The 14,610-nt window shown below is 35.6% G+C and carries 11 protein-coding genes; 6 read left to right on the forward strand and 5 right to left on the reverse strand.

Annotated features, from left to right (window positions below; all coding sequences use genetic code 11):
- Nucleotides 1–150 precede the first annotated feature (150 nt).
- Nucleotides 151–1,086 (reverse strand): ParB family protein, encoded by a 936-nt coding sequence (locus CZ809_RS19140; RefSeq protein ID WP_080159123.1) that lies wholly within the window; start codon nucleotides 1,084–1,086, stop codon nucleotides 151–153.
- Between the two features lie 2 nt (nucleotides 1,087–1,088).
- Nucleotides 1,089–2,324, reverse strand: coding sequence for a ParA family protein (locus CZ809_RS19145; protein ID WP_080159148.1), 1,236 nt, complete (start codon nucleotides 2,322–2,324; stop codon nucleotides 1,089–1,091).
- 410 nt (nucleotides 2,325–2,734) lie between these two features.
- Here CZ809_RS19145 and CZ809_RS19150 point away from each other — a divergent pair, with 410 nt between their 5' ends.
- The gene (locus CZ809_RS19150) at nucleotides 2,735–2,884 is read left to right on the forward strand and encodes a Hok/Gef family protein (RefSeq protein WP_043128471.1); all 150 of its coding nucleotides are present in this window, start codon (nucleotides 2,735–2,737) and stop codon (nucleotides 2,882–2,884) included.
- Nucleotides 2,885–3,001: 117 nt separating this feature from the next.
- On the opposite strand, the gene CZ809_RS19155 is transcribed toward CZ809_RS19150, so the two are convergent.
- The 3 genes from CZ809_RS19155 to CZ809_RS19165 form a co-directional block, all read right to left on the reverse strand.
- The gene (locus tag CZ809_RS19155) at nucleotides 3,002–3,616 is read right to left on the reverse strand and encodes a hypothetical protein (protein WP_080159124.1); all 615 of its coding nucleotides are present in this window, start codon (nucleotides 3,614–3,616) and stop codon (nucleotides 3,002–3,004) included.
- Nucleotides 3,617–4,204: 588 nt separating this feature from the next.
- Nucleotides 4,205–4,777: a PIN domain-containing protein gene (locus tag CZ809_RS19160; RefSeq protein ID WP_080159125.1), complete on the reverse strand. Its 573-nt coding sequence runs from the start codon at nucleotides 4,775–4,777 to the stop codon at nucleotides 4,205–4,207.
- Nucleotides 4,778–4,781: 4 nt separating this feature from the next.
- Complete coding sequence (locus CZ809_RS19165) at nucleotides 4,782–5,237, reverse strand: excisionase family DNA-binding protein (protein ID WP_080159126.1); 456 nt, start codon at nucleotides 5,235–5,237, stop codon at nucleotides 4,782–4,784.
- A gap of 941 nt (nucleotides 5,238–6,178) precedes the next feature.
- Between CZ809_RS19165 and CZ809_RS19170 the strand changes: the two genes are divergently transcribed.
- The 5 genes from CZ809_RS19170 (at nucleotide 6,179) to CZ809_RS19190 (ending at nucleotide 14,534) form a co-directional block, all read left to right on the forward strand.
- The gene (locus CZ809_RS19170) at nucleotides 6,179–8,500 is read left to right on the forward strand and encodes an exo-alpha-sialidase (RefSeq protein ID WP_080159127.1); all 2,322 of its coding nucleotides are present in this window, start codon (nucleotides 6,179–6,181) and stop codon (nucleotides 8,498–8,500) included.
- Nucleotides 8,501–8,823: 323 nt separating this feature from the next.
- Nucleotides 8,824–9,972, forward strand: coding sequence for an anti-phage 6A-MBL system MBL-fold protein (gene mblB, locus CZ809_RS19175; RefSeq protein ID WP_080159128.1), 1,149 nt, complete (start codon nucleotides 8,824–8,826; stop codon nucleotides 9,970–9,972).
- Nucleotides 9,973–9,977: 5 nt separating this feature from the next.
- Complete coding sequence (cap2-3, locus tag CZ809_RS19180; protein ID WP_080159129.1) at nucleotides 9,978–12,227, forward strand: anti-phage 6A-MBL system cap2_3 protein; 2,250 nt, start codon at nucleotides 9,978–9,980, stop codon at nucleotides 12,225–12,227.
- Nucleotides 12,220–13,440, forward strand: a complete 1,221-nt coding sequence (locus tag CZ809_RS19185) for a patatin-like phospholipase family protein (protein ID WP_159447958.1) — start codon at nucleotides 12,220–12,222, stop codon at nucleotides 13,438–13,440. The genes cap2-3 and CZ809_RS19185 overlap by 8 nt, the downstream gene beginning before the upstream one ends.
- Before the next feature lie 458 nt (nucleotides 13,441–13,898).
- Complete coding sequence (locus tag CZ809_RS19190) at nucleotides 13,899–14,534, forward strand: recombinase family protein (RefSeq protein WP_080159131.1); 636 nt, start codon at nucleotides 13,899–13,901, stop codon at nucleotides 14,532–14,534.
- The last annotated feature ends 76 nt before the right edge of the window (nucleotides 14,535–14,610 follow it).

A 14,610-nucleotide genomic window follows, 5' to 3' on the forward strand; every position in this document is an offset into this window, starting at 1 on the left:
TACAAATACTATAACTGACCATAACATTTTCAAAATAGGTTTGGAAAAATGAGAAGTTTCGATAAAATTTCAAAATGATTCTGCTTCGCTGTTTTGGTCATTTGATATTACAACCCCCATTGTAATTAAAATTTACAATGGGGGTTGTAATCAAGATTCATGGTTTATTTTATCATTTACGAATTTGATTACTTCTTTGTATAAATCATCATTTAAACCACTTAACTCAATAGTAAGTTTTTTATGATCATCAGTTTCATGGATTTTTGCGTACTTATCTTTTTCAGAAAATATCTGAATATCATTGATTATCCATTTTGATACTTGCTTAGTTTGAATAATATCTAGCATTCTTTTCATAACAGAATGCTGTATTTCATCTATTTCTGAGCTATCAATATCTAATAACATTAATTGTTTAATAAATTGTGACATACTGATGTTGTTAGTTTTTAGATATTTCTCAACCTTCACTAATTTAGAATAAAAGCTATTTGGAATACCTTCAGGATCGGGAAAAACATCAATTAGATTTTGATTAATACTTGCTGCAACAAGACGTTTTCTGCATGTTTCTCTACCTATATTTAATTGTTCTGCTAATTGAATTGCTGACCAATTATTTTTTTCCATAAGGGTAGGATAAACAGCCCCAATTTCTCGATACGATAATTTCTTTTGAGTAAATGTTGATTCTATAAATGCAGTCAAATCATTGTCAGATATTTCATCTGCTTTAAAGACATATAGAGGCAAATCTTTATTACTTAAAATACATGCCATCCGACGGCGAGAAGATTCAATAATTAAAAATTTACCATCCTTTTCAATTGCGAAGCCTTCAGTATGTACACCGCTTAATTTAATCGACGGTAGGATGTCACGTAAAGATTCAGCAGTTAAGTTCGTTTGATTACGAATATTCAAATGATGAATTACTGTTTTATTTTCAATTTCATTTGCTTTTATAACAACGCGAGTTGCTATAACTTTTGCACCACTTTTAAATATAAGCTCTTTGGTACTTAGTGATGGTAGATTGTTTGTTCTCTGACCAAACCCTGTTCTTTTATGTGATAAGCTCATAGTTAAACAGCCTTATTTGAAATTAGTTTTAATTCGTTCGTAATTTGTTTATAAACAGCACTAACCGAAAGTAACGCTTTATCTAGTTGCTTTGCAGAGCAAACATCCTCAGATTTCACGATATCAAGTACAGTTCTATTTAATTCAGCAGTAGCAACAAAAGCTTCGCTATGTTCAATTGCAGTCGATAATAATATAGATCCCGCAGTGCGTAAGAGCTTGTCAAACACCCTAACTTCACTATTAGATTTATCATTAAAATTGACAGGTAACATTTTTAGCCATTTAATATTTTCACCTTTGCTTGGTAACTCACCTAAAGTTCCAGAAAGTGTTTTTAGGTAGTTCGTTGTAGATGCAAAGTCATATTCACGGGGCGTTACAGGTATCAGAATTGCGTCAGAAGCTTCATTTACAGCCCACAAGATAGGAGAGTTTTGTGGGGGCGTATCTATAAAAATGAAATCATATTCATCTTTATAAACATTCATAATTTCACGTAACTTAGTTAATAGCTTTTGCTGCTCTAATTCATCAGATTGCCAAAAAAGATCAACAAAACGTTCGTCGTCTGGAAAAGCAGGGATCACATCTAAATTGGGTAAATGAGTTTGAAATGGTGCTTTCAATATGAGATCTCTCTGCTCGTATCCAGCGGATAAGTATTGACTAAAAACACCCACTTCTTTGTTTGCAAGAGCCATATCTATAGCTGTCATATATATGGAGTCATCAGACTGAGAGCGAACGAGTGATTGGCCTGTTGAACCTTGTGGATCAAGGTCAATGATTAAGCACCGAGCATTCAAATTAATATCAAGTGCAGTCGCCGTCGCTAACGTTGCTGTTGTAGTTGATTTACCGGTTCCGCCTTTATGGTTTTGAACAGCAATCGCAATAGATGAATAATTTTCTTTGTATTTCGGAAATTGCATATACTCACAGAAAGCAGCAACATCAAAGCGGTTATACAACTTAGTTTTACCATTGGTAATAGGCTCACCAATCAAACCTTCTTTTTCAGCTTCATCAATACGAGAATTAAAAGTAACGCGAGATAAGCCAAACAACTTTTGTAATTCGCCTTTTTTTAAGCTGTGGTTGTAAATTAAGCGATCAACACTATCAACATCTTTATCTGTCACTCTTATTGATTTTTGATGTTCAATAAGCTCTTTTAGTGATTGTTGTTCAACATGCATTTGTCCTGACACACGTTCCAGCGTTTTAATAATCATTGCAGGCCCTCCTAATTGATGAGCCATCATTATAATACAAACAAAAAAACAATTAAACCTTAATTGGTTCAATATTCACATTTAAGGTTTAATCATGACTTATGGTGTAATTTTTTGTGACATAGGTTTAATTAAATATAACTATGATCTTTTTAAGTATTAGAGGCCTAAAAGCAGAAATTACTTAATTTATGGGATTAAAGCGAAATGACAAAAAAATGATAGGGGATAGGCGAGTTAATGTATAATCAGCGCGGGTGCTCTTGGCTGTCTAGTCTTGAGCAACAAACAGATATGTTTTGTGATAGACCAGATAGATGAAAGCCCCGTTAATTTTAAATCAACGAGGCCGACAAATGACTCTAGACAATTCATATGTTAGTGCCTCTCACTATAGGAGGCAAGTAAAAATGCCAAAAAGAAACTTCCCAACAGGATTACTAATTGTGTGTCTCACATTATTAGTTGCATTGGCACTCGTCAGGGATGACTTGTGTGAAGTCCAGTACCAAGATGGTACTAAACTCTTTAAGGCGGTACTTGCCTACGAAGTGAGATAATCTAGCCTAAATGGTGGGGCAGTAATGCCTCACCATTTCAGGTTTTGTTTGGTTACATTGCCAATGAGCACCCAACCTTCATACTTTCAAATTAGTCTCATTTAACATCAAATCTATTTATGCGTACTGCTTAGCTTTTTCTAATTGTTTTTGAAGGTGAAGATCTGCTTTTCTATAAATCTCTTGTAGCTCTACACTAAATAACTCATCAGCCTGAATAACATCAGGAGAGCCCTCATTAGAACTATGCATTAATGAATGTTTTACTTCATTATATATTTTATCTAGTACTTTTTTTTCATCTACATACCGTACTAAACGGTCGTATAAGCCAGCATTTTTAAGGATGATTTCATTATCATCTACTATCTTTTTATATTTGCTCATATCTACAACATAACGATTTTCTTCATAGAACCAAGCTATACAAGAAAGTCTTGCCATATCTGCATGTGGATATGGATCTTCGTACACCCAATCTAAATTCATATCTTCTATTTTTTGGTCTAAATCTTGTTGAACATCCAATTCAATTTTTGTCGCTATACCGAGCAACTCTAAATAATCTGACTTATACGCGACAAGTTTGATAAATTTAGCCACACCAATAAGCTCTCTATCTGAGTCTGAATCCCATCGAGCGCTCTCATCCTCATTCTCATTCCAGAATTTTTTTTCTAACTCATACCGTTCTTTTAAAGCTAACAGTTCATTTTGTAAAATGTCTTTCATATAAATCAACACCTAAGCTTTATTCAAAAATTCGCAAGAGTAAAAAATTACATTCTCATAGGGATATTTAATTCCCCTGTTCAGTTTTAATTTACGCCCTAAAACATCATATTTTAATCTAATCTCTATATCTTCAGCCATACCATTAACTACCTGTAATATTAGGTTAAAGTTATCTGTAACAGAGCATATGGAAGAGGGATATAGACATCATTGAAAAAGTACGGAAAAGGTGATGTAACTCAACATAAAAAGTACACCTAAAACATATTGAATCTTTGCGATCCGATACGCTGTAACGTTTCATGCATAAAAAAGACCGCCTCGATGGGCGGTCATTTAACGTAAGAAATTTTTATCCGTACTGACAGAGTACTTATGTAAAGATTCCCCGCATTTAAAATAGTTAATCCAATAAGGATTAACTATTTTCCTATAAAATCCCAGCTTTTTTACGCTAATCCACTAAGCATTAACAAAATATTTGATTTAATTATCATTAAGCTTTGATATCCAATTAATTTAAGGCAATAAGGTCTAGATATTAATGCTTATTTTAGCTTTTTGTTATTGCTGGCTTTATTTTATTTATTCAAAAATGGCTCTAAATGAGATCATCTTTGATGCAAATCTTACTAACCCTTGCTTCTCTAGCATTTCAATCATTTCTTGATAAGTTAGTTTTGGATTTTTATTTTGACTCATATATTTTGAGATCGCCTCCAAACATTTATTTGGAGACAACTCATACATATCAGATAAAAAATCATCGGGGTGAACAGCTGAAATACCAAATTTATTTAAATAGTCGTCAGGAAAATCCTTAAGATTAAAAGTGATAATGTGCTCAGCATTAGATTTTATTGCTGCGGCAAGAACATGTCGATCATCTACATCAGGAAGATCGAGCCCTGAAATCAAGCACTCATGGCCTGTAACTAAGCAATCAGGAACATGACTATCCATTAAAAATCGAACTCGTTCTAACTTTTCTTCTGAAATGTCAGGTCGTTTTATTAATAAATTACGAATCCATTCATCATGTATTTGATTACTCCAACGTCCTTGGAATAATCCCGTCATGATAAGATGCATCAACATATTTCTTAATGGCGCAGGGTATAAAGTACAGGCATCTAATACTACTGTGAATTTTCGCATATTTTTATAATCCTAATTCATAATCAAGCGATGCCAATTCGTCTAATGCCTCCATACGCTTGTTATATAATTCTTCTTTGTATTTTTGAATATCCACAAAAGCTACTTTTCGTCGGTTACCCGTACGAGTATATGGGATCTCATTTTGATCAAGAATTTTTATAAGCGTAGGACGAGACATATTAAGAATATCAGCCGCTTCTTGAGTTGTTAGTTGGGCGTGTATAGGGGTAATTGATACAGTATTACCATCACTTAACACGGTTAATATTTCAATCATCATTTTTAAAGCAGATACAGGTATTTCTATCCTTTTTGTGTCTCCTTCTGGCGTAGTTATTTGTATATTTTGACTATCTCCTTTAATGGCAAGCACAGCAGCAAGCTCTCTACTTCCAAGTTGTGCAATTGCCATCTCTTCCGCATTAGGCAGCCGATTTTGGATTGCTTTAGTTGACATACGAATTCCTCTATATTTAAACGATATGGCCACTCTCTCATAGATGGCTTACGTTTATGTTTCAATGAGTGCTTAGCACTCTTAGTGGGGGTATTTTCGTTAAAACGAAAATTAAAATTAATATTTTGAAAAAATCATTTTTTTCGAAATATTCGCAATGACTACATACTAGCTTATTTAATTAACCTGTCAAGTATTCGAAATATTCGCAACAGACCTATTATCAATCTAATGAGATCAAAATACTCGTCAAATCGATCCTAGAAACGATTTTAAGACCATAAATACCGTTCATTCAGCTCGTAGTATGACTTTTCGCTAAAAACGGCTGTATTTAACAGTATGCATCTATCACGTACTTCGCGATCAGCGTTCGTGATAATTCCCCTTGAAACAGCTCATTTTATCTAAGAAAGTCACCTTAAAGAAGACTCAATATAACGTTATTATTTTGTTAATGATGTTACCTGATCCTAAATTATCACTTTGGACATAATTTACTGGATAATCACAAAAAATAGAGATATTCATCAACTTACAATGTCAGTATTCATAACAAATGTTGACGTTGTTTTCTAGTAATAATGAGTCAGTTGTAGGACTCATTTACCTGCTTTTATTATTTGCAACAAGCCCCCTGACACTATGTGACATATTTATCTGGAGGCATATTTTCTGCATTATTCATTTAGAACAGAAATATATTTAAGCATTTTTTGCAACCACGATCATACAATAATGAATAATTAGTATTCTTTTAATTTACTTCCTGTAATCAAGTTATCGTTCTTAATATATCAATGAAATTATATTTCACAAAAAACACATAATCGGAGTATAACTTCACTACTGATAAGGATAAGTAACTAATCATTCCTGTTATGAACTCCTCATCAAATTAAATATTTATCTATTCATATTTAATATTTAAGGACCGTAATATGACATTTAAGAAAACATACCTATTAACCCTTATTACATCATTGTTATCTTGTTCTGTAAGTGCACAAGTCATGGAGTTTATTCCATCTACTAACCCTATTCATGATGAACCAATCGAACAAGGTTGGGTAAATTATTTAAGTGGTCATGGTTATGGACAAAGCATTGTCAATGAGGATTTGATTGAGTGGTATGTCAATGGTAATAATGGCCGCGCTAATTGGAAAATCACCCCCGATACAATTATAAATAGCCAAGCACAAAATTATGGCTGGCAACTTACAACACAAATGCGTGTCGCTAGCGGTGGTTACATAACAAATTATTACTCTAATGGTAGTAAACGGTTTTTACCTATTATATCCATCAACCAAAATAATGAATTAACAGTTACATTTGATGGTGAAACAACAGAAACAATACTTACGACAAACAGCACAGTTTACGACTATCATCGTTATGATATTGTTTTTCATCCAGGCGATACTCAAACAGCAAGTTTTTATTTTGATGGCCGTTTAATTCGCGATCAATGGGTAGGGACAGCAAGTAACCAAAATATAATTGCGTGGGGTAATGGTTCATCTTCAATATCAGGAGAAGCGTATTATAAATCTATCGTATTTCAAGTAAATGGAGATGCTGTTTTTTCCTCCCCAAATAGAATTCCATCACTTGTAGTTAGTGACAACCCCCCGGGAACAGTCGTAATTTTCGCCGAAAAGAGAGTCGGTGGTGGTGATCCTGGTTCAACCTCAAATACTAATGATATTATTACTCGAACATCTCATGACTTCGGCAGAACATGGAGCAATGAGCTTAATTTAACTGAAGAGATTAATATTAGCGATGACTTTGACTTTTCAGATCCTCGTCCTATTTACCTTGCTGATGAAAATAAAGTATTAGTCTCTTACGTCCGTTGGCCAACCAATGCTGCTCAAAATGGTGATCGAATTAAACCTTGGATGCCTAGTGGGGTTTTCTATAATATCTATGACGTAGCAAATAACACATGGGAACAACCCGTTAATGTTACTTCGGATGTTAAAGAACGCACATTACAGATTATTGGTTGGGGCGGCCATGAATATTACACACGCAGTAGTCAAATAACCTCTACTGATAGTTGGGATTTTTCTACTCAATTAAGTATTTATAGCGGAACTAAAAACGAATTATTTATTTCAAATGGATCATATGAATTCAGAGTTAATTATACCCATGATAATCAAGGTCGATTAATTGCTCATCTTAATGGTCAAGAAAATCCTATCATTATTAAAAATAAAGGTGACCATGTAGGAAGTATCTTTGCTTCTTCAATCCAATATTCTCCTGCAGATCAAAGCGCTCGTTTGTTAATTAATGATGTTCAATTAGCTCAATGGACGGGTATGCCTTCAACGAGCAACACCGTAGGATTTGGCCAAACTGATGCTCAACAAGAAGGAAGATTACATATAAAATCTCTCTCTCTTACTAAAAACACTGCAACAATAATTAACTATGATGCTAGTGCATTAGCCATGTTAAACCCTTCAGTATCGCCCAATAGCCCTGAATCACAAGGGTGGCAAAAAGCACATTCAGGTAAAGCTTATAACTTTTATGGTGTCGCGAGTATCAATCCAGGGCCAGGCCATGGTATTGAACTTACAAAGCAAACCGAGCTTCAAGGCAATCATAATCAACGGTTAATTTACCCTGCTATTACACTTGATAAATATTTTCTTAATGTGGTTTCCGCATTCTCCGATGATAAAGGTCAGACATGGACAACAGGCTCAGCACTTCCTATCCCTTACAGATGGAATAATAACTTAGAAACCCTAGAGCCAAGTGAGGCAGATCTTGTTGAATTAAATAATGGTGATTTATTACTTACTGCCCGCCTAGATTTTAATAAAGTCGTCAATGGGACTAATTACGGTCCTAGACATCAATTCATCAGCTCTGATGGTGGTGAAACATGGACAATGCCAGAAGGTAATAATAGTTCTCTATTTAATAAACTCAGCACAAGTACAGTAGATGCTTCCATTACACGTTTTAAGCCAGCAAATGGTGAAAGCTATTTATTATTTACGAACCCTATGGGTAGCCCTGCTGGTTCAAATGGCCGTTCAGATCTTGGTTTATGGTTTAGTTTTGATGAGGGAGCAAGTTGGCAAGGACCGATTCAATTAGTCAAGGGAGGTTCTGCTTATTCTGATATTTATCAACTAGACGATAACAATGCAATGATCATCGTTGAAGACAATGGTCCTAAAATTAGGGTTCTAACAATACCTGTAACATTAATAAAACAAACCCTATAAGATTTTTTATAACTATTGCCTCCAAATTATATTATAAATTTGGAGGCTTCTTAAGTTTTATCTGTTGTTGTTTGTTGGGACATATAACAGATGTTATGTGAAATTGGTGGTTAATTTCTCTGATATGGAATGAAGTTAGTTGTGACAGAATCGCTTAGTGATCACACACAGCAAGCAACTCAGCTTTTAACAAAAATCGAATCAATCTAACACCTCCAAGGAATACTACATATTGTGCTTGATTGTATTTACTTGCGCATATATTGTATTCCGGTTTTTATATAAAACCACACTTATAATAGGTAATAATAAGGATATCGGTCATGGCAACAGTAAAGTTTTATCCAGTTGGTAACGGTGATACAAGTCTAATTACCTCAAAAAATGGCAAGCATATATTAATGGACTATCGACAACATAGTAGTGCTACTGATAGTACAAAACCTCAATTCGATATAGCTTCTGATATCAAGAAAACATTGGTAGATGCTAAAAAAGATGGTCTTGAAGTTCTAGCTTTCACTCATGCCGATAAAGATCATATAGAAGGAAGTACAGAGTTTTTCCACCTTGAGCACGCAATTAAATATCAAGGGGACGGACGCATTAAAATCGATCAACTTTGGGTTCCTGCTGCGATGCTATTGGAGTCTGTTGATCGAGACAAACTCTCATCTGAATTTGCTATTTGGCGTTCAGAAGCCCGTTATCGTTTAAAAAATAAAACTGGTATTCGTGTATTTTCACAACCGGATGAACTAGTAAAATTAATCGAAAGCTGGCAGATGAATATTGATGAGCTTTCTGATCTAATTGTTGATGCTGGTACTATTGTTGATACATTTTCGTTGGAAAATGACAATGTCGAATTCTTTGTTCATTCACCTTTTATGAAATATTGCGAAGAAGCTGGAAAAGAGGTTAAAAAAGTACGTAACCAAGCCTCTCTTATATTCAATATTCGATTCAATGAAGGAGGAGAGGCTTTTGATTTCCTCGCTATTGGTGATTCAGAGTGGGAAGTTCTAGAAGACATTGTGTCTATTACTAAGTACTACAAAAACGAAGACCGTTTACGTTGGGACCTATTAAATATCCCCCATCATTGTAGCTATCTCGCTTTGTCTGATGAAAAAGGTGATAACGAAACAGAACCCAAAGAAAAAGTTGCAGAGCTTCTCTTATTGGGTAACAAAGATGCTTATATGATTTGTTCAAGCAATTCTTTCGACGAGTCAACTTCTGAAGCATTAAATTCTACTCAACCACCTCATTTACAGGCAAAACGTTGCTATGAACGTTACTTGCGTGATGTAAATGGACGTAGCCTAATCGTCACGATGGAAAATGAAAGCAAAACTAAGCCACAGCCTGTAATTATAGAATTCACTTCTTCAGGCTTATCAAAAAGAAGTTATAAAATGACAGCCGCGTTAGCCACTGCTGCTGCCACTCCAGCGCGAGCGGGATAATTATCATGGCTGATTTTTTTCCTATAGAAGCTGACGAAATTGATCAGAACAAAGTGAAGTTAGACGGCTCCACTGCCATGATCAAAGCTATTAATAAAGATCGTAATACCACACTCATTGACGTGCGTGCGAGAGTGAATTCAGGTAAAAGAGCTGAATTTATTTCTGTTGATATTTGCAATGACGATGTGCCCTCTCGAAATTCGGTTGGTATTTGTTATAAAGAGCGCATTGTTTACATGTTTACCAAAGAAAGTGAGTTACCGTCAACTTTTGCCCTTCGCAAAGGTTTTCCTATCACTATGCATCAGAATAGTCCGTCTGAAGATGCTGAAAAATCTCTATGCTTATATTTAGAACCTACAGATGTAGTAGCAGCGTCATGGACAGCTGAAAAGCATTTGAAGCGAACTAATTGGTGGTTGACACAGGCTGCTCTTGGAAAACTACATCATGATGACCAAGGTATTGAACAGCTATTTTTCAATCCATCGTCAACAATTATCTTACCGTATGATTACGATCATGAGTCAAACCACGGAAAACAGTTAAATGCCGTGATGCATAACAAAAAAGAGACAATAGAAGAGGGGGCTTTTATTGTAACTAATTGGAAAAGAAAGAGTCTTTCACGACACGGAGCATTGATAAATGTTGTTACCATTATAACCCCTTCTATTGTTCATGGTGTTGTTAATAGGAATGTAAATACGATATCAAAACTCAATGAGTTATTAAAACCATTGGGGGTTGAAATCATTGATCTAATACGACAGCAATTATTAGAAATCATCAATTCAAGTTCATATCGTTTAGACGTAAATGCTACAGTTTTTATTCTAACATTTCCGATGCAACGTTCTCCTGATAGTCCAATTGAAACTCGTCAAACCATAGCTATCATAGCCTTTCAATCATTAGCTGAACTAGCAGTTATGTTTGATGTTACTGATGAAACCACAAAGTATCTTAGAACAAATGCTAATGGAAAGTTGCTCCCTATTTGTAGTGATAATGTTGATTTAAATATTGAATTTATGGAGTGTCTTAAAGAGACCAGTGCAAAAGAACGTCGCCTTCAGTCAGGGATTATAAAATCCTTTGGTAAAGGAGCTATTATTGGTGCAGGAGCATTAGGAGGAGCACTTGTTGATTTTTGGGCAAAAGCTGGTTGGGGCTCATGGACTGTTGTTGATAACGATTCATTTCGACCTCATAATTTTACTAGGCACGTCATCCCATCATCAGCCGTTGGGCAAAATAAGGCTAAATTTGTAGCTGCCCATTATTCTTATTATTTTCAAGACTGTGATTTTACTGGTATTAATATTGATGCAAAAAATTTCAACATACCAACAGTCAACGAATACCTAAACAAATCAGATCTTATTATTGATGCTAGTGCATCTTTAAGCTACCCGCGAGCCATTAGTCTAAATAGGTATGCTCCTAGGCATATGTCGGCATTTTTTATTCCGAGTGGCAGCGGTGCAGTTTTACTTGTTGAGGACAAGCGAAGAAAAGTCCGTCTTGCTTCATTAGAAGCACAGTATTACAGGGTATTAATTAATGAACCTATTGGTGATAAGCACCTTGTAAGTACATCAGACCAATTTCGTTCTGGTGTCAGCTGTCGTGATAATTCTTTTGTTATGTCTCATTCTCGGGTAATGGCATGTTCGTCCTTATTATCTGAGCAGATCATTAAAGCTAGCTGTCAAGATGACCCTATGATTATGATTTGGCATGATGAAGTCGAAACCGGAGAGCGTGCATTTTATAGGGCTATCGCTCGTAAAGATGTCATGAATAACAATCACAATCTTAATAAATTTAAAGTTCACTGGGATGAAGGAATAGAAGATCGCATTAGAAAATTAAGATCTCAAAATTTACCGAATGAAACGGGCGGAATTTTGATTGGTTACCATGATATGACTCAGAAGAGCGTTTATATTGTTGATGCATTATCAGCTCCAGACGACAGTATTGGTACTCCTACTTCATTTCAGCGAGGAACTAACGGTGTAATAGTAACGTTAGAAGAGGTTGCCACTCGCACAGCTAATAATGTGGGTTACATTGGTGAATGGCATAGTCACCCAAAAGGTGCTTCTGCTCGCATGAGTAAACTAGATATTAACCAACTCGAAGAGCTTGCAATTAATTTATCTGAAGATGGGTTGCCTGCATATCAAATGATTATTGGTGAAAATGAGACTAAAGTTTACGAGAAGGTGTTAGATAGTGAGTAACAAACTAAAAAAAGGCTTAGCTCTATCTGGTGGTGGCTTTAGAGCTACACTCTATGCATTAGGCTCTCTATGGCGGATGAACGAAGATGGATTATTAACTGAATTAGATACAATCACATCTGTATCAGGTGGTTCTATTACCGCTGGCTTATTAATGTTGAAGTGGGAAGAGCTAACTTTTCAGGAGATAGATGCTAGCCAAGGGCGTTATCGTGCAACTAACTTTAAAGAAGTAATCGCAGACCCCCTTATTACATTTTGTTCTCAAACAATCACTAGTATGTCTCGGATAATCTTACACACACTAAACCCAAAAACAACGGCAGCAACAGAAGTTCGTAAGAAATACGAAACTTTGTTGTTTGGTGGCACCCGCCTTTGTGATATTCCAGATCATCCTTTAGCTCCAGAGTTTATTTTTTATGGTACGAACCTCGACACTGGGGCCAGTGTTAGAATATCAAAACTTGAAATTCGAGATTATCATATCGGTTCTGCTTCAGAACACGGTATTACTTTAGCGCAAGCTATATCTATATCTAGTGGATTCCCTCCATTTTTAGCACCAATAAGGTTATGCGGAAGGAATTGGACATGGAGTGACATATCTTATAGCCGTATCCCTGCTGAACAAGTTTCTCAGTTTCGTGAGCACTTAGATTTATGTGATGGGGGGCTCTATGACAATATGGGACTAGAGATGATATGGAAGCATGGAGCTGACAAAGAATATGATTCAGTATTCTGTTGTGATGCCGGAGCACTGCTTCCTGTGCCATGGGGGGGATGGCTTAAGGCTGTGAAAAGTAAGTTTGGTTTATCACTTAGGATGACTGACATTATGATTAATCAGCAAAGAGCGTTACGCAAACGAACATTGATGCGTAATTACATTGCTGGTGAATATAACGGTGGTTATTGGTCTATATCTAGCCAAGTGAAAAACTTCCAAATTATAGATCCTCTGTTGTCTAATAGTGAAGCTGAGCAGTACAGTCATCTTAGTAACCTAGGGACTCAGTTAGAAGGGTTTTCAGATATAGATAATCAAATGCTCGTTAATTTAGGCTTTTGTCATTCAGATATGAGTATCAGGTTAAACTACGATAAAACGCTTACACGTCCGTCGTTGCCTTTTGATATTAATAATGACAAAAATAATGCTATCGATGCCGTATCTGAAATTAATAAAGAATCACCTATAGGAATTTGACAAAAGGTAGGCTCACTTTTGTTCACCTAGATAAAAGTGAGCATTTTTCTTCTGTCACTTTAGGGTATACCCCATCGAAACCAGTTCACATTCCTTCTCACCTCGCATTGTAGTATTTAAGAAACTATCTATAACAAACCAATTTATAATGATAATAATTATTCCCAATAGCTGGAGGATACATAAATCCTACGGCGAAAATTATGGGATATATTGAACCATAGCTGAACGCTGTCCAATTGAACGGCAGTTGACATTACTAATCGATGTTTGCAAATCAATTTCCAAAACCGATTAATCGGTTTGCATAATTAATGGTGCTAATCCAATAGGAGGGGGGTGAGACAATTAGGTATACTTAAATGTCACTATCAAAAATTGGCGATTTATCTATCTTTGTCATAACTTAAATGTCACTCTAGATTAGATCATTATCTAAATGTCACCTAGAGTATATTATGTACATATTTGGTTACCTAAGAGCATCAACCAATGACCAGAATGCAAAACGAGCACAAAACACGTTAAAAAACTTTGTTCATGACAAAGGGTGCCGTATCGCGGGTTGGTATATTGAAAATGAATCAGGTGCTTCATTGCAAAGACCTGAATTACTTCGCTTACTTGAAGACGCAGCAATTGGAGATGCAATCATCATAGAGCAAATAGATCGACTTTCTCGTCTAGATGAGCAAAGTTGGTTTAAATTAAAAGAAATGCTGTACCAGAAAGAATTAAAAGTCATTAGCCTGGATTTACCGACAAGCCATATTGCTTTTGCACCTCAAATCACAGATGAATTCACTCGCTCAATGATCAAAGCCATTAACAATATGATGATGGACATGCTGGCTGCAATATCCAGAAAAGACTACCAAGACCGCCGTCGTCGTCAGGCAGAAGGAATAAAAAAAGCCCTAGAGGAAGGAAAATACCTTGGGCGACGAGCAGACTTAGATTTACATGAAAAAATATATCAGCTGCGGGTTATTAATAAGCTAAGCATTAGTGATACAGCAAAATTGACTAATGTGTCGAATAGAACGGTGATACGGGTTGCTAAGAAATTGGCAAGTGATCGTTCAATAGAGTAAAAGGCTTAGTGTACTGCTTTTGTAACAGAAGAATAAAAGGGGCTAATAAAACAGCTTAGCTCCCTCTAATTATGAT

It is taken from the genome of Photobacterium piscicola (genome assembly GCF_900166965.1).
GTDB lineage: Bacteria > Pseudomonadota > Gammaproteobacteria > Enterobacterales > Vibrionaceae > Photobacterium > Photobacterium piscicola.

Bases quoted from the DNA above. Each gene is read 5' to 3' on its own strand.
- mblB (WP_080159128.1), top strand. From the start codon at position 8,824: ATGGCAACAGTAAAGTTTTATCCAGTTGGTAACGGTGATACAAGTCTA.
- CZ809_RS19155 (WP_080159124.1), bottom strand. From the start codon at position 3,616: ATGAAAGACATTTTACAAAATGAACTGTTAGCTTTAAAAGAACGGTAT.
- CZ809_RS19150 (WP_043128471.1), top strand. From the start codon at position 2,735: ATGCCAAAAAGAAACTTCCCAACAGGATTACTAATTGTGTGTCTCACA.
- CZ809_RS19190 (WP_080159131.1), top strand. From the start codon at position 13,899: ATGTACATATTTGGTTACCTAAGAGCATCAACCAATGACCAGAATGCA.
- CZ809_RS19140 (WP_080159123.1), bottom strand. From the start codon at position 1,086: ATGAGCTTATCACATAAAAGAACAGGGTTTGGTCAGAGAACAAACAAT.
- CZ809_RS19160 (WP_080159125.1), bottom strand. From the start codon at position 4,777: ATGCGAAAATTCACAGTAGTATTAGATGCCTGTACTTTATACCCTGCG.
- CZ809_RS19165 (WP_080159126.1), bottom strand. From the start codon at position 5,237: ATGTCAACTAAAGCAATCCAAAATCGGCTGCCTAATGCGGAAGAGATG.
- CZ809_RS19145 (WP_080159148.1), bottom strand. From the start codon at position 2,324: ATGATTATTAAAACGCTGGAACGTGTGTCAGGACAAATGCATGTTGAA.
- CZ809_RS19170 (WP_080159127.1), top strand. From the start codon at position 6,179: ATGACATTTAAGAAAACATACCTATTAACCCTTATTACATCATTGTTA.
- cap2-3 (WP_080159129.1), top strand. From the start codon at position 9,978: ATGGCTGATTTTTTTCCTATAGAAGCTGACGAAATTGATCAGAACAAA.